Below are 25,942 nucleotides of genomic sequence, written 5' to 3' on the forward strand. Positions count from 1 at the left end.
GCCCCTTAGATGGCGGTCCCGGCATTGCCTCCGGTCATTTTCCGGGTGACGAACAGAACGATAACGATCAGTACAATTTGCAGCACCCCATAGGCGCATGCGGTACCAAAGTCAAAGGCGTACATACGCTGGAAAATCTCTACCGAAATCGGCGACGTTCTGCTCGTAAACAGAAGGATCGAAGAAACGAACTCCCCGATGCCCTGCACGAAAGCGAGCAGCGTTCCCGCGAGAATACCGCTTAAAGCCATCGGAAACACAACGCGCCGAAAGCTGTACCACCACGTAGCGCCCAAATTCCGTGCGGCTTCCTCTACCGAACTGTCCATCTGCATCAGCGTCGCCGAGGTAGAGCGGAAGACCAGCGGCAAATGCCGGACGAAATAAGCCATCGGCAAAATCCAGAACGTCCCGATCAGCACCTGATTGAAGGAGAAAACGGACGGTTCGCTGAACGCGGAAATCAGATTGACCGCTACGACCGTACCGGGCAGCGCCCAAGGCAGCATGATCAGCAGGTCGAGCAGAAATTTACCTTTAAATTTCAGACGAACCATCGCATACGCAGCCGCTACGCCGAACAGGACGTTGCCAAGGGTGGCAATCGCGCTCATCTCGAACGAATTCGCTATCGGTCTCCACGTTTTGCTGTCGGTAAACAGCTCTACATAGTGTCTGGTCGTATATTCCGGCGGCAGGATTTGGTACGTCCACGTCCCGTCCACGGAAAAGGAAATAAGCACGAGCACGAGAATGGGCAGCAGCAGGATCGTCACGCCGAGCGTCGACAGCGCCATAGCGGTATACTTGCCTAGCGCGCTCTTGACTTCGGTCCGGTGAATGCTGACCCCCTTGCTCGCATTCTGGTAGCTGCGAAGCCCTTGATACCAGCGCATCAGCAGCAGGAAGAGGATCGATACGATCGATAGGATCGTGGATTGCGTCGCCGCCATATCCAGAGAGCCGTTCGTCCGCGACAAATAAATTTGCATGGTCATCGTACGGTCGATGCCGAAAATAAGCGGAGCCGTATACGAAGCCATCGAGATCATGAATACCAGCAAGGAGGAGGCAACCATCGCCGGCGTCAGCATCGGCAGGATGACGCGTCTCCATACGTACAAGCGTCCTGCGCCTAACGAGGCGGCCGCTTCCTCAAGAGAAGGGTCCAGACCTTTAATCGCCGTGGAGGCGGTCATGTAGAAATACGTGTACATCGTGAACGTATGAACCATAATAACGCCCCAGAAACCTTTTAACGAAAAAGGAACCTGCTCCAGATCGAACCACAGCTTCAATGTGCGGGGAATAATTCCGCTTTCGCTGTATAAAAAGGTAAACGACAGCACCCCGATTAAAGGAGGCAGCGCCATCGGCACCATAGCCAGCACCGTTAACATTTTGCGGCCCGGAAATTCGTACCGCTCCAGCAGAAAAGCCATCGTGACGCCGACGATCGCACAGGTGATGACGCTAATCACGGAAATGTAAACGGAGGTCCAAAGCGCCTCCAGGTTCGCGGAATGCTTCAGGCTGAAAAACTTGGCGTAATTTTGCATCGAGAATTGCCCTTGAATCCTAAAGCTGTCGACAAACGTTTGAAAAAACGGAAACACCACATAAGCAAGCAGCACCAGGAACAAGGGGGCGACAAGCACATAAATGAAATAACGGGACGAAGTGAGCAGCGTCCAGCGGTTGACGGGCGGGGCTGCTGGCTCCAACGGCGTCTTCATCAGTCACTCCCTCCCGTCATTTAAGAAATAGACGCTCTCTTTCGGGATGATCAAGAAAACCCGGTCGCCGCTTGCCTTCAGATTGTGTCCTTGACCCAGGAACATCGCCTTCAACGGGCCGAAGCCGGTTTCCGTTATATAATTCATACTGACTCCGGTAAACTCGGAGATCACCACATCGCCTTGAACCGTATTCGTCTCATCCGCGGAACCGGCATCCGCTTCGCGAATTCGTTCCGGGCGGACGGAAACGGTGATCCGGGAGCCCGGTCGGATGACGTTCCCGGAGGATGCGTTCCGGCAGTAACCCCGGATGACCGTATCCGGAGTCAAGCGCACGCAGGCTTCTCCGTCCTCCACCCGTTCCACCGTTCCCTCCCATAGATTGGTCTCGCCGATAAACGAAGCGACAAACCGGTTGACGGGCTTGTTATATATGTCTTGAGGGCTTCCGATCTGCTGCACGACTCCGCCTTGCATGACCATAATGCGGTCCGACATGGACATCGCTTCGGATTGGTCGTGCGTGACGTATATCGTCGTGATGCCGAGCTCCAGCTGAAGCCTCTTGATTTCGAGTCTGGTTTCTTCCCTTAGCTTGGCGTCCAAATTGGACAAGGGTTCGTCAAGCAGCAAGATTTGCGGCTCGATGACTAATGCGCGCGCTAAAGCGACACGCTGCTGCTGGCCCCCCGACAGCTGATCGATTCGGCGGCTGCCGTATCCTTCAAGATGAACCAATCTTTGAGCTTGTTCCACTTTTTCCTTAATTTCGGCTTTTGATTTTTTGCGGACTTGCAGACCGAAGGCAATATTCTCAAACACCGTCAAATGGGGGAATAGCGCGTAGTTTTGAAACACCATACCGGTATTGCGTTTGTGGGGAGGCAGCCCCGTGACCTCGCGGTTGCCGAACAAAATTCGGCCCGAGCTGGGGATGTAGAAGCCCGCGATCATACGCAGCGTCGTCGTTTTGCCGCAGCCGCTCGGTCCCAGAAACGTGAAAAATTCCCCCGGCTTAATTTGGATATGGACGTCGTCCACGCCCTTGACCGTGCCGAACAGCTTGCCTACATGCTCCAAAGTCACATCAATCAAAACGGTAACCCCCCGGCTGGAATGTTGGGGCGGAGCTTTCACTCCGCCCGCATGCCCTTTATTTTGCGCCTTTGCCTTTAATGTTTTGATCCCAATAGTCCATCCATTCCTTTTCCTTGGCGGCCATCGTTGCCCAGTCCAGTTCCATCGGCTTGAGTTCAATGCCTTTCAGCCACGCCGGGAGCGTATCTTTACTGATATCACTGCGTGTAGGAATTTGGAACAGCTTCTCCGCAAGCTCCGAACGAAGCTTCGGTTCGAACAGGAACTCATAGAACTTCTTGGCAATTTCTTCGTTTTTGCTGCCCTTGATGATGCCTACGCCATCCACCAGGATCGGAGCTCCGCTGGCCGGATAGATGAAGTCAAACGGCTGATTTTTCGTCTCCTTTTGAATCATGATGTCCTGCAGATTCCACAACGAAAGCGAGCCTTCCTGGCGAGCCATTTTCAAGTAAAGATTCGTAGGGTCCTGGGTATATTCTTTCGTGTTGACATCCAGCTTCTTCAGCCATTCGTAGCCTTTGGCCGGGTCGCCGGCACCCTGTCTGAAAATCATCGCGGAGTAAATCGTACGCATCGTTCCGGAGGCGAGCACGCCGCGAATCAAAATTTTTCCTTTATATTTGGGATCGAGCAGGTCATCCCAATCTTTCGGCGCATCTTCTTTTTTCAACATTTGCGGGTTGTACATGATGACTTCCGGAAGCAGCATCTCGCCGTACCAGCGGTCTTTGCCGTCCTTGTACTGAGCCGGAACCGTACCCGCAAAGGTTGGCTTGTAGGCCGCCAACAAATCTTCGTCGGCCGCTGTCATAAACATGGATTGCGTACCGCCCCACCAGAAATCGCCCTGCGGGTTCGCTTTTTCTCCACGAACGCGCTCAAGAACCTGCTGCGCGCCCATCGTCAACACTTCCACCTCGACGCCCGGGTTCTGCTCCTTGAATTTGGGGACGATTTCATCCACGACCGTTTTATCCCTGGCCGTATAAATAACCAGCTTCTTCGCTTCAGCCGGCTTCGGCGGATCGGCCGGTTTCTCGGCGGGCTTCTCCGCCGGTTTTTCTGCCGGCTGTACGCTTGCCCCGCCCCCGCTGCAGGCGGCTAAAGCAAGAACGAGCGAGCTGACAAGCATGCCGTTAAACCATTTTGCTGCTTTTCCTACTCCAAAATTCAATTCGAATTCCCCCTTAAGTTTTATTCACTCCAGGACCTATGGTTCGGAAACGATTCAAGCACGCAATGGACCGCGCCGATAATGCCCGCCTGATCGCCAAGCGATGCCGTCTTGATTACCGGCACGACGGGAATGAGACGGGACAATAGCTCTTGAATCGTTTGGAGCCCTTGTTCATCGAGATGGATCATTTCTCCGCCGAGAACCAGCAGTTCCGGATCCATAATGCTGGCCACATTGGCCATGCCGAACGCCCAGTGCCGGTAGGTATCTTGCAGAAGGGCGCGCGCCTCCGGATGGCCTTCCGCAGCCGCCGCCTGAAGCTGAGGAAGAATAGGCGCTCCTTCCTCCCATGAAGGCAGCAAGGGCTGTGCCTTGGACAAGATGCCAGGTACGCCGAAATTGCTCTCGAACACGCCGTATTCTCTTTGGCTGCGGTTGCGGAATGGGCCAATCATCATGTACCCGATCTCGCCGGCGGCCTCCTTGCTTCCCCTGTACAGCTGCCCGTTAATGACGATGCCTGCGCCGATGCCCGAGCCGACATAAATCTGGATGAGGTTCTTCGCTCCCCGACCGGCGCCTTGATAAAATTCACCTATGGTCATCATATTAACGTCATTGTCAATAAATACGGGAAGTCCCAATCTCTCCTCCAATGCCTGCCGGACTGGCTGCCCCATCCACCCTGTGCTGGGCGCGAAGGAAATCGTGCCTTTGTTGCGCTCGGTTATGCCAGGCAGCCCGATCCCGATGCCGTGCAGTTGGCTCCTCTCAAAAGAACATTGCCCCAGCAGCTTCGTCAGTCCGGCTTCCAAAGCGGCAAGCGCCTTTTCCCCGTCGGCAGGCGGCTTCAAGCGGGCTTGATAACGGGACAGGATGTGCCCATGCAGATCGGCAATCGCCATGTGGATGCAGTTGCCCTCATACACAGCGCCAACGACCGCATACGCCTGCGAATTGTATTCCAGCAGAACGGGCTTGCGGCCTCCCCGAGACTGTCCCGTCCCAATTTCCCGGATCAGTCCTTCGCCGATCATCTCATCCACCAGAGAAGAGATGCACGGACGGCTCAATTTCGTCTCCGCAGCGAGCTCCGCTCGGGACATTCTTTTCTGCTTCAGCTGATAAAGAATGCCTTCACGATTCATCTGTTTCACGAATTTGGTATTTCCCGTTTGACCTCTCGTTCTCAATGCAGCTTGGTTCACCGCCTTTCGTCGGCAGAACTTACTTAGTTAAAATGACTAACTAAGTATGATGGGTTTAATTGTAAATGAAAGCACTTACATGTTCAATGATAAATTGTATCTTTTTCTTTTATTTGTATATCCTTCCATATGTACTTGCTCAAATTTCGGCAATTCTCACAAACATCTTTTTACGCGGTCCCGCATAGCTTCACCGCCAACTCACGTGACGCCCGGAGCCGGTCCGCCTGACTGGACGCAGTCTCGGCTTGCCTATACATAGGACGAAGTGATCGCCGCATATACTTACAGACAACTAATCACGGGGTGATCCACATGAGTAAAGAGACAATGACACTAGGACAGTTCATGGATAGACCGCAAAAACGAAACCGGCCTCGTCGATCCGTATTACTTATCAGGATTCCCGGAGGCCGAAAAACAGCTCGACTTATTCGATATATGTTCACCTGAACGCGCCCAACCAAACAAAGGCTAATTCCAAGCAGCCGCAGCTGCCGGAAATTAGCCTTCTTCATCCGCCTCATGGCGGCGCAAGCCATCCTGCTGCGATTCCCGGGACTGGCCGTTACGGTGTGGACATCATTTGGGCCTGCATTGTAAAGTATTCCCGGATACGTGTCAACGTAAGGTTATCGATTCCGAATTGATTCGCCGCTCCGATAACGGTAATTCTTGTAATCCGATTGAAACCGGCGTTGACACCCAGAGGGGAGAACACATTAAACGGCGGTGCGTTTGAAGGCCCCGTTGCGGTGGCAACAAGATTATTGTTGGCGTCAAAGGCGTTAATCGTAAGCGGAGTGGCCGATGTGTAGAAAAAGTTAACCTCAGATAGGGGATTGCCGAATGTGATGTCTGCTTGGTTGCTAGCCGGAGTAAAAATGATGGTTACGGGCGAAGGCTCATTCGAAAAATTCCCTGTCCCTCCGGCCCCGGCTTCAATCAATGTCAACCATTGCGGTGAAAAGAGCGCCGTGGTGAAACACGCCGGAACCGGTACGGGAAGTGGCTGCACATTCCCTCCGCCTTCAAACGTAATGAGCGCGGTTTCTGTGACGGGAGTCGAGGAACAAATCACTTGAATAGGACCGTTCTGGCTGACCGAAAATTGTGGCGGCTCTGTCTGATTCTAGATGCCGTGAGTTATCAATAACTATCACCCTTCTCTTTAGATTATGCTGCATGTTATCTATATGTAGATAGTCTTAAGGGTGCCTGGATTGTTTTAACGTTGTCATAACCGCACAGCAGAAATAAATGATTGTCGAGGTGGTGTTGGCTTATGTACTATAATCAACCGTTGTCTCCAGCTCCTCCGGCGCCTGCTTCCTTGTATCGCAATAACCGCCATATCATTGAAGTCTCTGGCGAAGGAACGGTTTCTGCCGCTCCCGACAGAGCCGTTATAGAACTTGGCGCAATCACCGAAAACACAAGCTTGCGGATTGCCCAAAGGGAAAATGCAGCCACCGTTACAGATGTTATAAACTCCCTGCTGCAGCTAAACATTCCGAAGGAACGTATACAAACCGTCGCTTACAGGATCGAGATGCAGTATTCCTATGAGGATGGGAAGCAAATCTTTACCGGTTATCGCGTGACACATCTGCTTCAAATTACCCTGGATCAAATAGACCGGACAGGACTTGTTGTCGATACGGCTGTTGAACATGGCGCTAATTCCGTCTTAAACATTCAATTTTCAATGGCGCACCCGGCCGCTTATTATCATCAGGCCCTGTCGTTAGCCGTTAAAAATGCCGAAAGCAAGGCCATGACCATTGCGACAACGTTAGCCGTCACGCTTGTGAAATATCCGGACAACATTCAAGAAGAAGCTCGTACACGGGAACCGATCCCTTATCAGGCCTTACATTACGCGGCAACCGCACCTACGCCGATCCAACCCGGACAATTGAAAATTACCGCTTCTGTAAGGGCCCAATACAGTTACGTCTAAGCTTTGACGGTATCCCGTAAAAAAAACGAGGCAGCCCTTATCGGGCTGCCTGCCTGTTTAGCGCATACCAGCGCTGTGCGAGTGAGTACACCGATCCGTCCCGCTCCGTCCTGCGAACCGCTAGAAATAAGCTTTGATCGCTTTCTCGGTGGACTCTTTAGCCACACGAATCGTTTTTTCGATATCCCACTCCCAGTATTCCGGTCTGAACAGCTCGACGGAAACCATCTCACTGTAGCCGATATCCTTCAAAGTGCGCAGGAGTAAGTCCAGGTTTACCGCGCCTTCCCCAGGCATCACCCGGTGATGGTCGCGCAGCGCGCCAACCGGCAAATCTTCGCAATCGTCAATATGAAACACGAAAATTTTGGAAGGCTCCGCCCGCTGCAAATCTTCGATTTTGGAATTCATCGCATGAAAGTGAAAGCAGTCCAGCACCACGCCGACATCGTTCCGGTTGACGGCTTCCACGATGTCGTACGCTTGACCGAACGTATTAACCGAGCAGTTCGGATACCCTACAAATTCCAGCGCGAGCCTCGTATCGTAGGCTTGCGCGATATCGGCCAATTCATGGAGGACTTTCACGGTTTCCTCTTTAATTTGACTCTTCGTATAGTCCCCGATATCAAAGGTCGGAACGACGATAATCGTCTTGCAATCGATGACCTTGCCCACTTCGCAAAGAAACTTCAGATCGTCCTTGATTTGCCGATATCCCGGTTCGTCTCTATGGTTGATATACTCCAACGCGTTGAAGGCATACGGTTTAATGCGATTCCGCTCAAAAAACTGCTTGAGCTCCTCTACCGTATGATTCTCCAAGTACGCCTTCAGTTTATCCAAGCGGATTTCGATCAGATCGTATCCGTATTTCTCGCAAACCTCCAAGTCCTGCTGCAATGTCGAATACTTCATCGTTGTCGCTTGATTAAAAGCTATTTTCACAGGAGCCACCGCTTTCTACAAGTATCTGTCTTCTTCAATCGTTAACTGTACGCCAATTCCATAATTTTTTCCTGATTCGCTTCCGCGCGGCTGAGCTCGCCCTTCTTGCGCCCTTCATGCATAACGACGACTCTGTCGCTCATGCCCAACACTTCCGGGAGCTCGGAAGAAATCATGATAATCGCTTTTCCCGTCTGCGCCAATCTGGACATCAGCTTATGAATTTCGGATTTAGCTCCGACGTCGATCCCCCGTGTCGGTTCATCCAGAATGAGAATGTCCGGGTTGTTCAACAGCCATCTTGCGAGCAGCACTTTTTGCTGGTTGCCTCCGCTTAAATTCATGATGAGCTGATCCAGACTCGGCGTTTTGATGCTCAGCCGTTCAACGAACAAGTTGCACATGTCGGTGACGAGCTTTCTCTTAATAAAACCGCCTCTATTCAAATAGCTGTCGATGCTGGAGATGATCATATTATCCCGGATCGAGATAGGCAGGAAGGCTCCCGTAATTTTGCGGTCCTCCGTCAATAAGCCGATCTTGTGTTTAATCGCATCCCGGGGAGAACGGATGCTCACCTTGACCCCGTTGATGTAGATTTCGCCGGCATCAGGCGGGTGAATGCCGAAGATGCTCTCGATGACCTCGGTCCTTCCTGCGCCCATCAATCCGGCAATACCCAGAATCTCTCCTTTTCTTACATCAAAGCTGATGTTGTTAAACTTGCCTTCGCGCGACAGGTTTTTGACGGACAGCACAACTTCCCCGATATCCGCATCTTCCTTATGAAACACCTGCTTGATCTCCCGACCGACCATCATTTGGATCAGCGATTCCTGGTCCAGCTCTTTCGCCGCTTTGGTGCCGACATATTGACCGTCTCTGAACACGGTAATGTCGTCGCAAATCCGGAAAATTTCATCCATCTTGTGCGAAATATAGATAATGGAAACTCCTTTGGCCTTGAGCGATCCGATAATGGCGAACAGCTGTTCAACCTCTTTATCGGTAATAGCGGACGTCGGTTCGTCCATAATGATCAAATCCGCGTTGTAAGAAACCGCCGTGGCAATCTCCACCATTTGCGTGTTGGCGATGCTGAGATCAATCATTTTGGCGTTCGGATCGATATCGATTTTCAACGTTTCAAACAGCTTGCGGGTATCCTCCACCATTTTTTTCTTGTCGAGCCATCCGAATCCTGTCGTCGTTTCCCGCCCCAAATAAATATTTTCCGCTACCGTCATCTGCGGGATCGGGCTCAGTTCCTGATGAATCATCGAAATGCCCCGGCTCAGCGCATCCTTCGATCCGGACAGCTTGATTTCCTGACCTTTGAATTTCACCGTTCCCTGATCGGGCGTATAAATGCCGAAGATGATTTTCATCAGCGTCGATTTGCCCGCACCGTTCTCTCCCATCAAGGCATGAACCGTGCCTTTTCGGACTTTCAACTGGATGTCGTCCAGCGCTTTCACACCAGGGAACGTTTTGGTAATATGCTCCAGTTCCAATATGTAATCGTTGGCCATCATAATCACCTCGTTTGGATTTCAGACTCTGAATTGATGAACCGTTCGGTGCAGTTTCTCGGCCATGGCATACAGCGTGTTTGCATGGGCCGTATTTTGCTGAAGAAATGCCAGCTGTTCCTCCGTAACCGCCGTTACACTTTGTGTCCCGGTTGCTATCGTCTCCGAGAAGCCCGATATTTGCTCCACCGATTGGACGATTTTCTCCGAATGGTTCGATAAGTGGCGCAGCGATTCCGAGACGTCGCGGATTTGTTCCGTCGTATCCTGAACCAAATCTCGGATTCCGCCGAACAGGTCTCCGACGGCCGTCGAGGCGTTGATCCCTCTGGAAACCTCCACGACCATCTCTTCAACGGATTGGACCGCGAACATCGTCTCCGTTTGAATGCCGGTCACAAGCTCGGTGACCCGTCCCGCCGAATCATTCGTCTGCTGCGACAGTTTGCGGATTTCCGAGGTGATGACCGCGAATCCACGCCCGTGCTCTCCCGCTCTTGCCGCTTCAATCCCCGCATTTAATGAAAGCAGATTCGTTTGCGTCGCAATCGAAGAAATCACTTTATTAATATCGTCGATTTCGCGCGATCTGGCCCTCAACGTTTGCATGGTATGCTCTAACTGACTCATCAGCTTCTGAATCGTTTCCATCTGGTTCGTGATTCCGTTGATCTCACGGTCACCCTCCACGGCCTTCTCCAGCGCGTTTCCGGCAATTCCCATGGCGTGCTGGCTGCTTTGATCGATCCGGCGAATGTCCGAGGCCATATCGTAAACAGCTTGCAAGCTGCTTTCCACGCTCTGTACCTGATTTTCCGTGCTCTCCGATAAATGCGTCATGATTTCGGCGACATGCTCGGCAGCTTTCCCCGTCTGCTCCGTCCCTTCGGACACTTCTTTAGATACGGCGATGACTTCACCGGCGCCCTGGTTGATTTCTACGACCAAATGATGCAAATTGTTCTTCATCTGATTGAAAGCTTCAGCCAGTTGTCCGAGCTCATCCCGCCTCGTTGCCTGCACATCCGCAATCGCAAGATCGCCGCCGGAGATCGACTTGGCCGTCTCCGACAACTGGCGCAGCGGCTTCGAGATCATCCTTGAGATGAAATACCCGATGATTAAAGCCAGCACGAGATTGATGACGCTGACGGAGATGACCAGCCTGCGAATATCGGTGATGACGGTTTGACTCGCCGCCTTCTCTGCATTCATCAATTGGTCCTGCTTGTCGGATAACTGCCCGGCGAACTTGACAATCACGACGCCAAGCGGAAGTATACCGGTTTTCGCTTCCTGAACGGCGCTTTCCAACTGATCTTTGGGAAGCCCGAATATCCGGTCCACCTTCTCCTTATATTGCTTGTTCAGTTTGATCGTATACTCCAGCTGCTCCAGCATTGCGGGATCGGCAAGCGCGCTTTTCATCTGCGCGAACAATTCGTCCATGCGTGCGTTCGTATTCGAAAAGTCCGTCTTAAAGAAGGCATCCTTGGTCAATAAATAAGCGTTCAAATTACCGTTTTGCGTGGTTGCGTAATATTTGAGGTTGTCCGCGTAAGACTTCATGACGGCATGACGGTCTAAGATGTTGGAAAGGGACTGATCGATTCGATTCAAGGAAAGATAATACATGGTACCCGCACAACCGGCGATCACGGCGATAACCAGAAAACCGGCCAGCAGTTTTTGCAGAATGGATATTCTCATCTTGTACCCCCCCCTTTCCCGTCATTCCCCGAGTCATCTCTTGACATTCTCTTACTTTTTCTTGTTCTTCTTCGAGTCGATAAATACGGCTACCGTGATGATGACGCCCTTCAAAATTTGCTGCCAGTACGAGGACACGTTCAGCAAATCCAACCCGTTGTTCATGACCCCGATGATCAGCGCGCCGATAACCGTGCCGCCGATCGTACCGATGCCGCCGGAAAGACTCGTTCCCCCGATAACGGCTGCAGCGATCGCGTCAAGCTCATACATCATACCGGCCGTCGGCTGACCGGATGCAATCCGGGAAGTCAGAATGATACCGGCAATCGCGGACAGCAAGCCGGCATAACCGTAAATCAGTATTTTATATTTTTCCACATTAACGCCTGCAATCACAGCCGCTTGTTCGTTGCCGCCGATCGCATAAATATATTTACCGAACTTCGTTCTGTTCAGAATAATGTAGGACACAAGAGCCACAATGAAAAAGATGATAATCGGCATAGGAATTCCTAGTACGCTGCCTTGCCCGATGAACTTGAAGGAGTCGGAAAGATTGCCGATCGGCTTCCCGCCGGTAAACAGCAAGGCGGCTCCTCTAGCTGCTGTCATCATGCCCAAAGTGACGATGAATGGAGCAATCCGCCCTTTGGCAATAATCGTTCCGCTGATTAGACCCGTGCCCGCTCCGATAGCCAGCCCGACCAGAAGCGCAAGGGCCAGCGGAAAGCTGCCGGGGTGCGACATGCTGGCGACGACGACAGACGTAAGGGCGATGACGGATCCGGAAGACAGGTCGATTCCCGTCGTAATAATGATCATAGTCACGCCGATGGCGACGATACCTACCACGGACATCTGTCTAATAATGTTCAAAATATTGCCTGAGGTGAAAAACGTAGGGGACAGCAAGGACATGAGAATGACGAGACCGATCAATATGAGCAGCATGCCGTAACGACCGAGCAAAGCTTTCGCCTTCGTTGAACGTTCTTGCGGACCCGGTTTTTGGCCCTGTACAATTACAGTTTCTTTCATATGCTTATCCTCCAGTATGAATGTGTTTCTTTAAATCGCGTCCGGCTTGCGTCAACACGGACTACATATGTAATAGCATCCTTCGGTGGAAGAAATGACTTTCTTTTCGCCGTTGAGCCTTGAATGAACTGCATCTCATAGACCAAACATCGTGCTTAAAGACTTGTTGCGGAAGGACACATCCCGGATGGGGTGTCCTTCCACGCTGAATGTCGTTCGAATGAAACTATAAAACTATAAGGCTACCCGTATTGGATTACTGCCATTTTTTGATGTACTCTTCCACGTTGGCTTTGGTCACAAGCTCATAAGGAATGTAAACATTCTTTTCTACCTTCTCGCCTTTTGCCGCTTTAATAGCCGTTTCCAATGCGCCCCTGCCTTGGCCGTCCGCATTTTGGAACACGGTGACATGCAGCTTGCCGGATTTCACGAACTCGAGCGCATCCGGGGTTGCATCGACGCCTGCGAACACGATGTCCTTCGCTTTGCCTGCCGCTTCCGCCGCCATAATCGCGCCGATCGCCATTTCGTCGTTGTTGGAGACAACCGCATCGATTTTTTGACCGGAGTTCAACCAGTTCTCCATCAGAGCCATTCCTTTGGCACGATCCCAGGAACCCGTTCCTTCCAGTACCAATTTCATCTCAGGGTTCTTGCTGATGATTTGTTTATTTCCTTCAGTCCGTTTGATTTGCGCTTCCTGCCCCGATTGTCCGGTCATGATGCCGATATTTCCTTTGTTATTCAGCAGCTTGGCCACTTCTTCCATCTCCATAATGCCCGCCGTAATGGATTCGGAACCAACGTAGGACGTCGCTTTATCCACACCATCATAAGAACGGTTCACAACGACGATCGGAATGTTGGCTTTATTGGCGCGGTCCACCATGTCTACAATGGATACCGTATCGACCGGAACAATCGCAATCGCGTTAACCTTCTGCGAGATGAAATTCTCAACTTGCGCCAGCTGTTTGTTCGCATCATTCTGCGCGTCAACGTAGGTCACTTCGACATCTTTCTGAGTCGCCTGGTATTTCTTCATCCCGTCCTGCAGATAGCTCAGCCACTTGTCGCTAAAGTCCGGGAGCGCGGCGCCGATCACGATTTTTTTACCGCCGGAAGCGGCATCATTACCACCGGAAGGCTTGGCCCCGCTTTGATCCGGTGCTGTGGATTGGTTAGTGCCGGAAGAACAAGCGGAAACGATCATTGCAAACACCAAACTTAACAATAGGACCATGCTGAATTTTTTCATAGTACTTCCCCCTCAACGAGTTTGATCAAGCGCTCTCCTGTGACTGACTAGACGCTATAACTCACTTACTGGATGGTGTAAACTCCCAGTCTTTCCTTTCCTCACCTCCTTAAAGTGTGATGTAAGCGTTCGCAGGATACGGCGTTCATGGTTCGTTCTTCTTGCGGACGACGGACATTTCTCCAGCCACCTCGTGAATCCTGCATCGATTTGCTGCCGCTTACTCGTCTTATCATCGCCTGCAAGCTTCTTTACGTAAATTGGGTTAAGCGCTTTACCCTTTATAAAGTAAAGCACTCATTCCAGAGAAACATTTACCAGATTAAGCGCTTTACCTGCATTTTACTATAACCTTTTATTTCTTGCAATCCCTTTCATAAGAATTTTGTCGGTATACGAACAGGCATCCTCCTGCCGGATCGAATTTTATGCTGCTGAACCATCCTGCTGCCACTGCCGGCAGTTTGGCGCAGTCAACCTTAAAGTAAGCGCTTCCTTTTCGGGGTAATCGATTACCTTTTTAGCACATTTTAATTTATTTGCTCTTTTTTTGCAACAAAGTTCTTGGTTATTTCCGATTTTCGCCATGCTTTCTTACTTTTTCTTCGAGGTGGAATTTCGAATCACGAGCTGTGGGGGCATTTTTATGTTCTGCTTGAGATTCGCTTGGCGTTCAATTTTGTCAATCAGCATATCGATTGCTTTTTTCCCCAATTCATGGACCGGCATCGCAATGGAAGAAAGTTCAGGAACTACGATTGTACACATTTGTGTGTTATCGAAGCCGATGACAGACAGTTCGTCCGGGACTGTAAGATGACGTTTTCTGGCCGCTTGCATAACCCCAATCGCCATGATATCGTTACATCCGAATATCGCAGTGGGCCTATCCGTCAAATCCAATAAAGTTCCGGCGGCGATTTCCGCATCTGCCATTTTGGAGCGGGTTATGACAATCATGTTGTCCTCCGCGCTAAGCCCGGCACTGCGCAAAGCCGATGTGTACCCGCGGATTCGCTCCCGGCAGCTGATCGAATCGTCAGCAATAACGCCTATTTTTTCGTGTTTCAGGGAGATCAAATGCTCGGTCGCCATAAATCCGCCCCAATAATCGTCGACGGTCACACTATCGATGGCCATTTCCGGCCGCTCGTGCGCAAAGAGCACGACGGGAACTTCATCTTGAAGCAGCTCGCTCAGTAGCTCTTCGTTGCTAAATTTTGAAGCGATAATAAAACCGTCGACCTTCTTTTGCCTTAATAGCGTAATATGTTTTGCTTCTTTCTCCGGATTATTGTCGGTACTGCACATCACGATACTGAAACCAAGTTCTTGCCCGCGATCCTCGATATGCTTCAAGTACTGCGCATAAATCGGGTTATCCATATCCGGGATCAGCAGTGCGATCTGGTACGTGCATTTCCCCTTCAATGCGGAAGCCAGTACATTAGGCCGATATCGCATCTCGTCCATGATTTGGTAAATTTTCTCCTTCGTCCTATCGCTTATTCTTCCCTTGTTGTTGATAACCTTGGAAACAGTAGCGGTCGAAACACCTGCGACCTTGGCGATGTCATAAATGGTCGGCTTCATAGGCATTACACTCTTTCTTTTGATGAAAACATGTCATTTGATTTGTTATTGTACTATAATACCAATGAAAACACTACCATTTACTTTTTTTTGAAACCAACAGACTTTTCGGGAATTGTATTGCGGTCACGCCGACTGAACTCCGCAAACAGCAAAAGATCCCGGAGGCATTATAGCAACTGCGGGACCCTTGCTTGCGCTATTTATCCAAATGGATGTTGAACCCGAGAATCGTATCTTTGCGGTGCCGCTCGATCTCCAGCAGCGTTTCGATCCTGGCATCCTCCGGAGCATGCTGCTCCAGGAACTTACGGAACGCCACCATGAATTGAATCTCCATGTTCAGTTCATTGTAGTTATTCGGATAACCTTCGAGCGTCCGAAGGTTATCCTCCCATTCCGCCAAGTCCGTGCTCGCGCTCTCTCCCTCCCGTACTCTTCGGGTGAGCTCGCGAAGCCTGGAGAGCGCTTTTCCCAGGGGCCCGGTGCGCTTGTGTCTTTGACGCAGCACATAGCCGGCCAGCAGCAGCAGCCCCAAACCGATCCAAGCTCCAAACTGTTCCATCCCATCACCATTTTCGCGAAAATTGGAAACAACCCTTATCCCAACCGTTGAAGCAAAGTTCGTTCCCCATTATATCACAGCCCGCCTCCGCTTGTATCCGGCTTCAAACAGGGGTGTACCGGAAACTGTCCATGAATTTTTTCTGCTGTCACCTACCGTAATCGGATGTACGATCCGAAAACTATACTGTTCTGCATCATGTTTGGGGTATATGCTAAGGAGGAGTTTTTATATTACAAAAAACACACAGCGCGGCAGGGCTCGTGGCTGCTGAAATCACGCTTGTTTATCATGACGTGACTTTTTTATCCTGGGAGGCGGCCGGGGCTCTTCTGCTTGGTTGCTTAGCCGGCACTTTGGCCGATGTAGATAAACAGGGGTCGACGATGGCCAGGGTGCTTTTTCCGTTGTCGGCACTGCTCCGCATTCTGAACGTACGTCACAGGACGGTTACGCATTCCTGTCTGTTTATCGGGGCTTTAATGCTTCTGGCTCTTCCTTTGCCCGTACTTTATTACTGGGTATTCATCGCCGCCTATGCTTCACACCCGCTTATCGATTTACTCAATGAGAAGGGCGTGCAGCTGTTCTGGCCGCTGAAATTGAAAGTTCGCGTACTTCCCAAATTTCTGGCTGTGGATACGGGATCGATGAGCGAGACGGTATTTCAATGGCTGCTGCTTGCCATAAGCTTGTGGATTCCTTTCAGAACGATTGAATTCTGAGCACCAAGCTTTCCTTGAGTGCCTGCCAATCATGCAAAAAGGATAGTCACACTGCCGGTCATGCGCCGCCGCTGCAGGTAGACTATCCTTGTTTCAATTTTCTTGAACGAAGCCCCGTTTTTTTTTCCACAGATGATAAATCAAGACAATGAGCCCCAGAAAAACACCATAGATGCCAATCGTGATCACGATATTCCCCGGCTCCGTCATCAAATGATCCCCCACCAGAGCAAACAACAGCATCGCCGGTATTTTGCCCAGGGAGGAAGCAGCGGCATAAGCGGCAAACGAAACGCGGCTTAGGGCCGAATATATATTTACAAGGATAGAAGGAACGAACGGAATCAATCGGGTAAAGAGAATGGCCAAAAACGCATTTTGTTCGAACAACGCCGTGATTTTTCCCAGGCTGTTGTGACGGTGCAATATTCGCACGCCCCATTCTTGATATCCATAACGAATAAATAAAAACATCAGCATCGAAGCCGTTGCGGAGCCTGCCCACGTGATAACCGCTCCTAGGGCAGGGCCATATGCCGCGCCGATCACGCCCCCGACAACAGGATAGGGAATGACCGGAAATAAGGCCATCAACGTTGCGATAATTATGACTACTGCCACATGATTAGATGGATGGAACCAAGCCAGGATGACATCCCCGTAAATGTAAATGAGATAGGCAATTCCTAAGTAGAGGATCGCCAAACCTAGTTTTTTGTACATGATAGTCTCCCAAACCGTAATAACTGCTAGTTTCGCATATTTGTTGTTATTCTAAAACGCTCCATGGTCAATTTCCTTCAATCGTTCCGCTCTGATCTCCCTCACTCCCCCTGCTTTTCCGTTTCTTCACGAACAGCGTCAAGATTGCCGATACCGCCAGCCCGCCGACGAACCCGCCGCCATGGGCATAGATGTCGACATTCGGAATCAGGATGGAGTAAACGAACCCGATAATGACAATCGTTCTAACCGTTTGCTTCGACTGGTAGTCGATCAGATCCTTGCGGAAAACCGACAAGTACAAGTACGCGGCATACACGCCGTAGATCGCTCCCGACGCCCCGGCCCCGACATAGGAATCCGTGTGCAGCCACGCACTGGCCAGGTTGCCGATAATCCCGCATATCAAATAGAAAACCGCATACCGCCAGGAGCCAAGCATTCGTTCAAGCGGCGCCGCGAATACGTAAAGCGCAAAACTGTTAAACAGTAAATGCTCGAACCCGATATGCAAGAAGATGGACGATACGTATCGCCACGGTTCCGGCTGCAAACCGGGAAGATCGAACATCGCTCCAAACCGGAGCAAGGTGGCGGTATCCTTCGACGACCCGTACACTTCCATGGCCGCCATGAGGAGCAAATGAATCGCGATCAGCGTCGTGGTGACCGGATACAGCCGAACGTACTGCTTCAAACTTTCTCTTCGAGCAAACAAGCTTCCTCTTCCTTTCCCTTTTAGCCGAATTCACCTGGAATCGCCCCATGCCATACCCGTTATTCACTATGTTTAACGTTGGAACAAAGAACGACTCCGTCGCCATTGTGCGAACAGAGCCGTCCTGTCAGCCTCCGATGTGTGACATTTCGACTTTCTTTTTTTGAGTCCCGGCGTATTGGAAAGCCTTTCTTCGGAATAACGATCTTTGCGCTGGCTCCAGTAATCCCTGATAAATTCCCGGATCTGCGGATCGCTCCACCCCTCACGCAAGGGGGCGCGAAGATCGGTGCCCGCTGAAGCGAACAAACAGCTGTACAGCTGCCCCTCCGCGGAGAGCCTTGCCCGGGTACATGTAGAACAAAAGGCTTGAGTAACCGAAGAGATCAAGCCGATCTCCCGCTCCTCTCCTACATAGCGGTACCGCGAGGCCACTTCCCCATAATGATTGGGCTTAACCGGCTCGATCGGCATTTCACGATGGATTCGCGCTACAAGCTCATGGCTGGGAAGCACTTGATCGAGTCTCCATCCATTGGAATTGCCGACGTCCATATATTCAATAAAACGCAAGATATGCCCTTTCTCGCGGAAGTATTTAGCCATGGGAACAACATCCTGGTCGTTCGTTCCCTTCTGGACGACCATATTCACTTTCACTTGCAAGCCCGCCGACGCAGCGGCGTCAATTCCTTCCAGAACGCGGGATACTTTAAAACCGCGTCCGTTCATCTGCCCAAACCGATCATCATCCAGGCTATCGAGGCTCACCGTTACCCGGTGTAATCCCGCTTCCTTTAGCGATTTCGCGTGCTTCGCGAGTAAAGAGCCATTGGTCGTCATGGCAATATCCTTGACTCCGTCGATTTCACGGATCATGCGGATGAGCGTAGGAAGTTCTTTGCGCATGAGCGGCTCCCCGCCGGTGATGCGCACTTTCTCCACACCGAGCGAAACAAATATCCGGGTAATCCGGGTCAGTTCTTCGAAGGTTAGAAGCTTTTCCTTAGGAAGGAATTTGTAATCAGGCCCAAATATTTCTTCCGGCATACAATACCGGCAACGGAAATTGCATTGATCCGTCACAGACATACGCAGGTCACGAAGAGGGCGTTGTAGCTTGTCAACAATAGGATGAGTTGGTTCCTGCATGTGCTAATCACTCCCTCTACGATCGAAGTTAGTTCTCAAAAACAATCTGTCCGGACTCCCTGCAGCTGTACCCGCCCAAGGCTTCCATCTCCGTCTTGAACGATTCGGATTGAATGACATGCACCAGCATTTGCCCTTCCGGACTGTCGTAAAAGCGCTTGGTCATCAAGAGGTCGTACCGCTCTTCGGCTACCGGGATAAAATCAAGACCCATCGCCTGGGCCGCCGAATAAATGCCGAGACCGACATCCGCCGCTCCTCCCGCCACAGCCGCCGCTATGCTGAGGTGATTGATCGCTTCGCGATCGTATCCGTATACCGCTTCCCGGCTGAGACCTTCTTTTTTTAACAAATAATCAAATAACAGCCTCGTCCCAGCCCCCCGCTGACGATTGATGTAAGTGACGTGAGGCTTTACAAGATCTTCCATACATCTTATTCCTAAAGGATTCCCTTTAGGAAGGATCCAGCCTTGTTCGCGATAGACTAATTGAATCAATACGACGTCATGCCCTTTTAAGTGCTTTTCAATATAAGGAACGTTGTAGGTTCCCGATTCCTCGTCGAACAGATGGATACCGGCCGCATGGGCCTCTCCTTTCTGGATGGCGAGAATGCCGCTCATACTTCCAACATGAGAGGATACCAGGAAACGATCCGGATGTTCTTTGCGCAGCAACGTATGCAGGACGTCGACGGACAGGTCATGGCTACCGGTTATAACCGTCGTACGATCGATCTGCTCTTTGGGCCGATAAAGCTCGAGCTCTACCACTTCGCCTTGCTCATAGCCCATATGCCCCGCAGGAATTCGAAGCATTCCGTCCGCGCGCACCATAGACATGGTGACTCCGGCCGCGCGGGTCAAAGGGTTCGCTACATACGCGCCATGAATATAACCGATCGTCATCCGAACGAAATCGTCCGCCCCAACGTCGGAGACGACTCGTCTGCCGAGCTTGACGGGCAATGCGGCTCGCTTAGGCTCGATAAGACCATAATAATGGTAAACCAACGGCCGTGCAAACCATTCCAGCGAAAGATAGGCCGACACGGGGTATCCGGGTACTCCAATAACCGGCGTCCCCTCCACCACGCCCGTAATGGAAGGCTTGCCCGGCCTGGTCGCCACTCCATGAGTAAAGACTTGACCTAATTCGCCGATAACGTGAACCGTATAATCTTCCGTTCCCGCGGAAGAGCCTGCATTCAGAATGACAATATCGGCGATCCGAGCCGCTTCAAGCACTTTTTGTTTAATGACAGCGTACTCATCCTTCACGATACCGAAGTAAATCGGCTCCGCTCCCCATTCTTTCAGATACGAAGCAAAGACAGTGCCGTTAAACTCGATGATCTCCCCGTTATGTACGGTCTCGGACGGCTCGATGAGCTCGGTGCCTGTCGGAATGATCGCAACCTTCGGTCTGCACAGGACAGGCACCTCTACGTTGCCACCGGCCAGCAGCGCCCCCAGGTCGACCGCGCGCAGCGCATGGTGAGCCGGGACGATCATTTCACCCACGACGACGTCTTCTCCAATAGGACGAATATGCTGCCAAGGGGCTACCGGTTCCAGAATCTCAATCGTATGCTCATCCACTTGATGGATATGCTCGATCATGATGACGGCATCGAACCCGGAAGGAATCGGATCGCCTGTATCGACGATTGCATAATCAACGCCTTGTTGAAGACGGACCGGATTCTTCTCATCCGCCCCATGCGTCTTTACCGCCAGGACGGCGACTCCATCCATTGCCGAGGCATGATAATTCGGCATCGACACCTTGGCATAAACAGGCTCCGCCGTGACTCTGCCAAGGGCGTCGGTTGTCCGGACCCGCTCGATCTTCCGGTCAAACGTGATCTTCTCCACAAATTCACGCTGGGCGTCCTGCAGCGGAGTGTCTTCCAAATAAATTTTACGCATTGCTTACTCCTCCCGACACCATCTGCTTCCATGTCATCCCTATGTATTTGTCCTTAATAGGAGCTCCCGAACAGCATGACCTTCACCTGTTCCCCTTCGACAACGCCTTCTTTGTTCGCTGCGATTTCCACAATGCCGTCGCTTTCGACCATCGTTGTAACGAGTCCTGACTTGCCGAACACGGGCACGGCCCACAGCTCGTCCCCGCGCTCTTCGAGACGAACCCGGATATAGTCGCTTCGCCCCACGGCCGAAGGAACATTACGGGAAATGCGCGCCCGGCTTCGTTTATCCGGGACCTCGTTTGATTCGCCCTGAAGCCGTCTTAGAATCGACACCACCAATAAATCGAACATGATCAGAGCCGATACAGGGTGTCCCGGCAACCCTACGACCGGTTTGCCCTGTGACTTCCCGATAATCGTCGGTTTGCCCGGCTTCGTGGCGACCCCGTGTACAAGCACCCCCGGTTCGCCTAGCGCTTCGAGCACTTGAACGGTGAAATCTCGCGTCCCGACCGAACTGCCGCCTGACAGAAGAAGAAGATCCACCTGTTCGAACAGGGCTTTAGCACGCGTTAGCAACTCCTCATACTCATCCCGCACGATGCCGCCATACACCGCTTTCGCTCCCAGTTGGGCAAGCCGGGCGCCGATCATGATGCTGTTAATATCGCGTATCTCTCCCGGGGAAAGCTCCGCTTTGTCCGGAGGCACAATCTCATCTCCAGTGGACAGAATACCCACGATCGGGATGGGGTACACCGCTATTTCCGTTACGCCAATCGCGGCCAATACGCCTACATCCTGCGGGCGGAGCCTGCTCCCCCGGGCCAGCACACGATCCCCGACCCGTACGTCATCCCCGGCGCGGATCACATTCTCTCCGGGAGCTACCTGCCGATATACATTAAGCAGGTCGCCCACCTCTTCCACGTGCTCAATCATCACGACGCTATCGGCGCCCTCCGGCAGCATCCCGCCTGTAGGCATGTATTGGGCCTGTCCCTCAACAAGCGGCAGCTCCGCCCTCTTGCCCATATGGATGTTACCCGTAATGTCAAGGAAAGCGGGCAAGGACTCGGAGGCGCCGTAGGTTGTTTTCGCCTGAACCGCATAACCGTCTACCGTAGATCTTGCGAACGGCGGAACCTGTTCCCGGGAAAACACATCCTCCGCAAGTATGCGGCCCACCGCCTCCAGGATCGAAATTCGAACGGGCTCATGAATAGGGGCGAATTGCTCTTCGATCACGGCCATCGTTTCGTCCACGGTTTTTACATTAAAAAATTTCATGCGCCCTCCCGATTCTGAAAATAGTAACAAATCTACACAAATATGGTTGAAATCCATTATAATTAAGAGGTACGAAGAAGGGGGCAGAACCTATGAAGGTCAAGCTATTTGCCAATTTCCGTGATATTTGCCTGGACAAAGTCGTCGAAGTGCCTTCCCCTGACGGGAGCTCTGTCGCTCAAGTGCTTGAAGATTTAATCAAGCTTTATCCCGCCATGGAAAAGGAAGTATTCGACGGCGACCGGAAGCTTATGCCCTTCGTTCATGTGTTTATTACGGAAAAAATATCATTCACGAAGATGGATTGAACACGCTCGTTAGCGGGGAGGACCAGTTCGCTCTATTCCCTCCGGTAGCAGGAGGATAATTCGAAGATGGCGGAACAAACGCTGGAATTCCGTGGTATTCGCTGCGAGCATCTGATGAATTATTTCAAGGAATTGGAGGCGGAACAGCAAACCTTTGCATTTCCTTATGTCTTTCATGGTCCCGGTTGGCGCGCGGACATCCTGAGGGAAGATCAGGTCCGGATTACATCCCGATTTGTTGTCAATGCGGTTTTTGTCCGTTTTGAAGCTTCATCCGAACAGGAGCTCCAGGATGTGATTGCCGCCTATCGCCGTAAAACATTTCGGGCAGGAGGGTAGAAAAAGGTGGAATCTGGATTCCACCTTTTTCCCGTTTGTGCTTTAGTTAAATAATCTCCAGCTCTTTCAGCTTTTCTTCCGGAACGACGCCGTTCACCCAGCCGCGAACCTGATAATATTCATCAAGCATAATATCCATACGGCTTACCGATCCCGCGCTGTTCCCTGTCGCGGGTTCTTCCGTGAAGCGTTTGGGCAGGTAATCGTCCTCGCGCTTATTAAACCCGGCCAGGTTGTTATAGTAACGTTCCAGATTATAGATTCTCTCCCCGATTCTCATCACATCGTCAGCGGTAACCTCCACGCCCGTCATCGTCGAGTACTGCTGCGCATAGTTGTCGGCATTCTCGGAGAAGGAAGAGAATTTACAGACGTTCATCGAATCGGAGAACGAGAGAAGATCCTGGAATACTTTAAGCAGGGCTCCTTTGCCTTCGGCCTTCAGACGGTCCGTAGGCTCGGGAATTCCCGCAATCTCGCTGGCTACGGTATAGCCGCGCAGGTGACAGGCTCCGCGATTGCTTGTCGCATAGCCCAATCCGATCCCTTGAATACCGCGAGGGTCATAAGCGGGAATCGATTGTCCCTTCACCGCCATAGCCAAATTCGGATCCCCGAACTGCGCGGCCGCACGGGTAGGCCCTTCAGCTAAGATATCCCCGATGCCTTGGCGGAAAACCATCTGTTCGATCAATTCAATCATCCGATCGGCGTCGCCCCAGTTGAGATTCTCGGAGATGAGCCCTCTCTCAGCCGCCTCCATCGTAACGGACAGGACATTCCCCAGTTCAATCGTGTCCATCCCATATTCGTTACACATGTTGATCATGAAGGAGATCGCGGCTCCATCGCTTAATCCGCAGTTCGCCCCCAGCGCCCAGCCCGATTCATATTCGAAGCTTTCCACGCGGGTCTTGTACTTGCCTTCCTTAACTTCGACTTCCTTCTTACAGGCGACCGGACAGGCGTGGCACGTATTATCGGCAACCAACAGCGTAGCGTTGACCGTCTCCCCGCTATGCCCTTCCGCGCCGTCCCAGTTCGTATATTTGGAGTTCATGGTCGGCAAAGCCCCGACTTCATTAATGAGACTGGTGAGCACGTTCGTGCCGTATACGGATAATCCGCCCTTCTTCGGAGCGGTAAGCCCGCCTTCCATAATAGCCTTAAGACCGTTCTGATTCGCTTTCTTATAGGCTTCGTCCCGGGAAGGAACGGGCATGTTTCCTTTTTGCTCAGCCTTGATGACAATCGCCTTCAGATTTTTGTAGCCTGCGACGGCCCCTGTTCCTCCGCGTCCGGCCGCACGGTCGTTCTCGTTCATAAAGCCGGCGTAGCGCACGAGATTTTCTCCGGCCTGTCCGATCGTCATGACGCTAAGATTGTCTTTCCCATAACGGTCTTTCATCGTCTGTATGGTGGCTCGCGTTCCTTGTCCCCACACATCGCCGGCATCGCGAAGCTCGGCCTGCCCGTTCTCGATGTACAGGTAAACGGGCTTGTCGCTCTTGCCTTTGAAGATGATATTGTCTATGCCCGCCCATTTCAGCCTGGCCGCCGTCCATCCTCCCATATGGGAATCGGTTACGGTGCCGGTGAGCGGAGATTTCGTAACCACGCATAAGCGCCCGCTCATCACGGTTCTCGAACCGGACACCGGCCCTGTCATAATACAGAGCATATTGTCATCCGAAAACGCTTCCACATCGGGGCCGTTATCTAATAAATACTTCACCCCAAGACCACGGCCGCCGATAAATTTCCTGGCCAAATCCTCGTTAATCTCTCTGTAAGCAATGGTTCGGGACGTTAGATCGACAACGACTTCTCGATTTTTAAATCCGCCTAACTTCATTCAACTCGCCTCCCAAAAGGTTGTGAAACAAGTAAAAAGTTGACATTCTATTCATATTATTTCGACACATCCTAATAAATTCCTGCTTTTTCACGAGCGCCCCGCCCGTTTTAAAAAAGATTGCTATGTCAGGAACTTCGTAATACATTAATAATTGAAACTACTTCTATCTTTTGGAAACGATCTGCTAGGGAGGATGAGCCATGAGGCCGAACGGAAGGATTCAAGTGATCTCTTATCTTGTAGGTTTCCTGCTGCTGTTTGGCGTAATCGCAGGCTGTAGCAGTCCGGCGCAGGGTACCGTTGCAAGCGCCGGAGACACAAAATCGATTGTACTGGCAACAACGACCAGTACGCAAGACTCGGGTTTACTGGATGTTATTCTTCCAGTCTTTGAGAAGCAATCCGGGATTCAGGTCAAGGTCGTAGCCGTAGGTACCGGACAAGCGATCCAACTGGGGAAAGACGGGAATGCCGACGTTCTTCTCGTTCATGCCAGGAAAGACGAGGACGATTTTGTCGCTTCCGGTTACGGTGTGAACGCTTATGATGTGATGTTTAACCAGTTTCTGCTTGTCGGACCCAAGGAAGATCCTGCCGGGGTGAAGGGGATGACGTCTGCAACGGACGCTGTTAAGGCCATCGCTGCGGCAAAGGCCGCTTTCATCTCGCGCGGGGATGATTCGGGTACCCATAAGAAGGAGCTGTCCATTTGGAAAACCGCAGGGCTCAAGCCCGAAGGCCCGTGGTATTTTTCAGCCGGCCAGGGAATGGGGGCCACGCTCCAAATGGCGGATGAAAAGAACGCCTATACCCTTACGGATGAAGCGACGTACTTATCCAACAAAGGAAGTCTTGTCGTATTGAAGGAGGGCGATCCTACCCTGCTCAATCCATATGGGGTCATTCAAGTGAAATCCAGCGGTAAAGCGGAGTATGGGGAAACGTTCATTCAGTTCCTCGTCGGCCCGGATGGCCAAAAGCTTATCGGAGAGTTCGGCAAGGCCGACTACGGGAAAGGCCTGTTCGTCCCGAATGCCAAAAAAAGATAAAGGT

23 protein-coding genes and 1 pseudogene are annotated in these 25,942 nt (G+C 51.5%); 5 read left to right on the plus strand and 19 right to left on the minus strand.

Translation table 11 applies throughout. The features are described from left to right. Window positions 1-5: 5 nt before the first annotated feature. From JMF85_RS21340 to JMF85_RS21360, 5 genes are all read right to left on the minus strand, one after another. Window positions 6-1,736 (minus strand): ABC transporter permease, encoded by a 1,731-nt coding sequence (locus tag JMF85_RS21340; RefSeq protein ID WP_127606425.1) that lies wholly within the window; start codon window positions 1,734-1,736, stop codon window positions 6-8. A gap of 3 nt (window positions 1,737-1,739) precedes the next feature. After that, complete coding sequence (locus JMF85_RS21345) at window positions 1,740-2,834, minus strand: ABC transporter ATP-binding protein (RefSeq protein WP_054797264.1); 1,095 nt, start codon at window positions 2,832-2,834, stop codon at window positions 1,740-1,742. A gap of 58 nt (window positions 2,835-2,892) precedes the next feature. Further along, window positions 2,893-3,972: an extracellular solute-binding protein gene (locus JMF85_RS21350; protein WP_127606609.1), complete on the minus strand. Its 1,080-nt coding sequence runs from the start codon at window positions 3,970-3,972 to the stop codon at window positions 2,893-2,895. Window positions 3,973-4,034: 62 nt separating this feature from the next. Next, window positions 4,035-5,165 (minus strand): ROK family transcriptional regulator, encoded by a 1,131-nt coding sequence (locus JMF85_RS21355; RefSeq protein ID WP_372813946.1) that lies wholly within the window; start codon window positions 5,163-5,165, stop codon window positions 4,035-4,037. A gap of 628 nt (window positions 5,166-5,793) precedes the next feature. Next, a complete protein-coding gene (locus JMF85_RS21360) occupies window positions 5,794-6,243 on the minus strand; it encodes a hypothetical protein (protein WP_201318863.1) in 450 nt (149 codons plus the stop codon). A gap of 267 nt (window positions 6,244-6,510) precedes the next feature. On the opposite strand from JMF85_RS21360, the gene JMF85_RS21365 reads away from it, so the two are divergent. Further along, complete coding sequence (locus JMF85_RS21365) at window positions 6,511-7,188, plus strand: SIMPL domain-containing protein (protein WP_201318864.1); 678 nt, start codon at window positions 6,511-6,513, stop codon at window positions 7,186-7,188. A gap of 120 nt (window positions 7,189-7,308) precedes the next feature. On the opposite strand, the gene JMF85_RS21370 is transcribed toward JMF85_RS21365, so the two are convergent. The 8 genes from JMF85_RS21370 to JMF85_RS21405 form a co-directional block, all read right to left on the minus strand. Further along, window positions 7,309-8,136 (minus strand): sugar phosphate isomerase/epimerase family protein, encoded by an 828-nt coding sequence (locus JMF85_RS21370; RefSeq protein ID WP_127606435.1) that lies wholly within the window; start codon window positions 8,134-8,136, stop codon window positions 7,309-7,311. Between the two features lie 41 nt (window positions 8,137-8,177). Beyond that, on the minus strand, window positions 8,178-9,668 hold the full coding sequence (locus JMF85_RS21375) for a sugar ABC transporter ATP-binding protein (protein ID WP_127606437.1): 1,491 nt from the start codon (window positions 9,666-9,668) through the stop codon (window positions 8,178-8,180). Window positions 9,669-9,689: 21 nt separating this feature from the next. Then, entirely contained in the window at window positions 9,690-11,378 is a 1,689-nt protein-coding gene (locus JMF85_RS21380; protein WP_127606439.1) for a methyl-accepting chemotaxis protein, read from the minus strand. A 51-nt stretch (window positions 11,379-11,429) separates the two neighbouring features. Next, complete coding sequence (locus tag JMF85_RS21385; protein ID WP_127606441.1) at window positions 11,430-12,419, minus strand: ABC transporter permease; 990 nt, start codon at window positions 12,417-12,419, stop codon at window positions 11,430-11,432. Window positions 12,420-12,675: 256 nt separating this feature from the next. Then, complete coding sequence (locus JMF85_RS21390) at window positions 12,676-13,680, minus strand: sugar ABC transporter substrate-binding protein (RefSeq protein ID WP_127606443.1); 1,005 nt, start codon at window positions 13,678-13,680, stop codon at window positions 12,676-12,678. 426 nt (window positions 13,681-14,106) lie between these two features. Beyond that, window positions 14,107-14,268: a hypothetical protein gene (locus tag JMF85_RS21395; protein ID WP_181410094.1), complete on the minus strand. Its 162-nt coding sequence runs from the start codon at window positions 14,266-14,268 to the stop codon at window positions 14,107-14,109. A 6-nt stretch (window positions 14,269-14,274) separates the two neighbouring features. Beyond that, the gene (locus tag JMF85_RS21400; RefSeq protein ID WP_127606445.1) at window positions 14,275-15,273 is read right to left on the minus strand and encodes a LacI family DNA-binding transcriptional regulator; all 999 of its coding nucleotides are present in this window, start codon (window positions 15,271-15,273) and stop codon (window positions 14,275-14,277) included. Window positions 15,274-15,472: 199 nt separating this feature from the next. Further along, window positions 15,473-15,838, minus strand: coding sequence for a hypothetical protein (locus JMF85_RS21405; protein WP_054795414.1), 366 nt, complete (start codon window positions 15,836-15,838; stop codon window positions 15,473-15,475). A 230-nt stretch (window positions 15,839-16,068) separates the two neighbouring features. On the opposite strand from JMF85_RS21405, the gene JMF85_RS21410 reads away from it, so the two are divergent. Next, window positions 16,069-16,563 carry a metal-dependent hydrolase gene (locus tag JMF85_RS21410; protein ID WP_127606447.1) on the plus strand — a complete coding sequence of 165 codons (495 nt, stop codon included), beginning with the start codon at window positions 16,069-16,071 and terminating at the stop codon, window positions 16,561-16,563. 93 nt (window positions 16,564-16,656) lie between these two features. On the opposite strand, the gene JMF85_RS21415 is transcribed toward JMF85_RS21410, so the two are convergent. The 5 genes and pseudogenes from JMF85_RS21415 to JMF85_RS21435 form a co-directional block, all read right to left on the minus strand. Then, window positions 16,657-17,286 carry a TVP38/TMEM64 family protein gene (locus tag JMF85_RS21415; RefSeq protein ID WP_127606449.1) on the minus strand — a complete coding sequence of 210 codons (630 nt, stop codon included), beginning with the start codon at window positions 17,284-17,286 and terminating at the stop codon, window positions 16,657-16,659. Between the two features lie 67 nt (window positions 17,287-17,353). Continuing rightward, window positions 17,354-18,004 (minus strand): rhomboid family intramembrane serine protease, encoded by a 651-nt coding sequence (locus JMF85_RS21420; RefSeq protein WP_127606451.1) that lies wholly within the window; start codon window positions 18,002-18,004, stop codon window positions 17,354-17,356. Window positions 18,005-18,131: 127 nt separating this feature from the next. Beyond that, window positions 18,132-19,156 (minus strand): annotated as a pseudogene (gene moaA / locus JMF85_RS21425) (GTP 3',8-cyclase MoaA). 28 nt (window positions 19,157-19,184) lie between these two features. After that, the gene (locus JMF85_RS21430) at window positions 19,185-21,089 is read right to left on the minus strand and encodes a molybdopterin biosynthesis protein (protein WP_127606455.1); all 1,905 of its coding nucleotides are present in this window, start codon (window positions 21,087-21,089) and stop codon (window positions 19,185-19,187) included. Window positions 21,090-21,142: 53 nt separating this feature from the next. Next, on the minus strand, window positions 21,143-22,384 hold the full coding sequence (locus JMF85_RS21435; RefSeq protein ID WP_201318865.1) for a molybdopterin molybdotransferase MoeA: 1,242 nt from the start codon (window positions 22,382-22,384) through the stop codon (window positions 21,143-21,145). A gap of 92 nt (window positions 22,385-22,476) precedes the next feature. Between JMF85_RS21435 and JMF85_RS21440 the strand changes: the two genes are divergently transcribed. Both JMF85_RS21440 and JMF85_RS21445 read left to right on the plus strand, forming a co-directional pair. After that, entirely contained in the window at window positions 22,477-22,692 is a 216-nt protein-coding gene (locus JMF85_RS21440) for a ubiquitin family protein (protein ID WP_308645030.1), read from the plus strand. 66 nt (window positions 22,693-22,758) lie between these two features. Further along, the gene (locus JMF85_RS21445; protein ID WP_054795412.1) at window positions 22,759-23,031 is read left to right on the plus strand and encodes a MoaD-like domain-containing protein; all 273 of its coding nucleotides are present in this window, start codon (window positions 22,759-22,761) and stop codon (window positions 23,029-23,031) included. Window positions 23,032-23,077: 46 nt separating this feature from the next. Here JMF85_RS21445 and JMF85_RS21450 read toward each other — a convergent pair whose 3' ends face one another. Further along, window positions 23,078-24,886: an aldehyde ferredoxin oxidoreductase family protein gene (locus tag JMF85_RS21450; protein WP_054795411.1), complete on the minus strand. Its 1,809-nt coding sequence runs from the start codon at window positions 24,884-24,886 to the stop codon at window positions 23,078-23,080. A 203-nt stretch (window positions 24,887-25,089) separates the two neighbouring features. On the opposite strand from JMF85_RS21450, the gene JMF85_RS21455 reads away from it, so the two are divergent. Next, window positions 25,090-25,938, plus strand: a complete 849-nt coding sequence (locus JMF85_RS21455) for an ABC transporter substrate-binding protein (RefSeq protein WP_127606460.1) — start codon at window positions 25,090-25,092, stop codon at window positions 25,936-25,938. The last annotated feature ends 4 nt before the right edge of the window (window positions 25,939-25,942 follow it).

The sequence above is a fragment of the Paenibacillus sp. EPM92 genome (genome assembly GCF_016586185.1).
Taxonomy (GTDB): Bacteria; Bacillota; Bacilli; order Paenibacillales; family NBRC-103111; genus Paenibacillus_G; species Paenibacillus_G validus.

Bases quoted from the DNA above. Each gene is read 5' to 3' on its own strand.
- JMF85_RS21340 (WP_127606425.1), bottom strand. From the start codon at position 1,736: ATGAAGACGCCGTTGGAGCCAGCAGCCCCGCCCGTCAACCGCTGGACG.
- JMF85_RS21350 (WP_127606609.1), bottom strand. From the start codon at position 3,972: ATGCTTGTCAGCTCGCTCGTTCTTGCTTTAGCCGCCTGCAGCGGGGGC.
- JMF85_RS21355 (WP_372813946.1), bottom strand. From the start codon at position 5,165: ATGAATCGTGAAGGCATTCTTTATCAGCTGAAGCAGAAAAGAATGTCC.
- JMF85_RS21365 (WP_201318864.1), top strand. From the start codon at position 6,511: ATGTACTATAATCAACCGTTGTCTCCAGCTCCTCCGGCGCCTGCTTCC.
- JMF85_RS21375 (WP_127606437.1), bottom strand. From the start codon at position 9,668: ATGGCCAACGATTACATATTGGAACTGGAGCATATTACCAAAACGTTC.
- JMF85_RS21380 (WP_127606439.1), bottom strand. From the start codon at position 11,378: ATGAGAATATCCATTCTGCAAAAACTGCTGGCCGGTTTTCTGGTTATC.
- JMF85_RS21385 (WP_127606441.1), bottom strand. From the start codon at position 12,419: ATGAAAGAAACTGTAATTGTACAGGGCCAAAAACCGGGTCCGCAAGAA.
- JMF85_RS21390 (WP_127606443.1), bottom strand. From the start codon at position 13,680: ATGAAAAAATTCAGCATGGTCCTATTGTTAAGTTTGGTGTTTGCAATG.
- JMF85_RS21395 (WP_181410094.1), bottom strand. From the start codon at position 14,268: ATGGCGAAAATCGGAAATAACCAAGAACTTTGTTGCAAAAAAAGAGCA.
- JMF85_RS21400 (WP_127606445.1), bottom strand. From the start codon at position 15,273: ATGAAGCCGACCATTTATGACATCGCCAAGGTCGCAGGTGTTTCGACC.
- JMF85_RS21405 (WP_054795414.1), bottom strand. From the start codon at position 15,838: ATGGAACAGTTTGGAGCTTGGATCGGTTTGGGGCTGCTGCTGCTGGCC.
- JMF85_RS21415 (WP_127606449.1), bottom strand. From the start codon at position 17,286: ATGTACAAAAAACTAGGTTTGGCGATCCTCTACTTAGGAATTGCCTAT.
- JMF85_RS21430 (WP_127606455.1), bottom strand. From the start codon at position 21,089: ATGCGTAAAATTTATTTGGAAGACACTCCGCTGCAGGACGCCCAGCGT.
- JMF85_RS21435 (WP_201318865.1), bottom strand. From the start codon at position 22,384: ATGAAATTTTTTAATGTAAAAACCGTGGACGAAACGATGGCCGTGATC.
- JMF85_RS21440 (WP_308645030.1), top strand. From the start codon at position 22,477: ATGAAGGTCAAGCTATTTGCCAATTTCCGTGATATTTGCCTGGACAAA.
- JMF85_RS21445 (WP_054795412.1), top strand. From the start codon at position 22,759: ATGGCGGAACAAACGCTGGAATTCCGTGGTATTCGCTGCGAGCATCTG.
- JMF85_RS21450 (WP_054795411.1), bottom strand. From the start codon at position 24,886: ATGAAGTTAGGCGGATTTAAAAATCGAGAAGTCGTTGTCGATCTAACG.
- JMF85_RS21455 (WP_127606460.1), top strand. From the start codon at position 25,090: ATGAGGCCGAACGGAAGGATTCAAGTGATCTCTTATCTTGTAGGTTTC.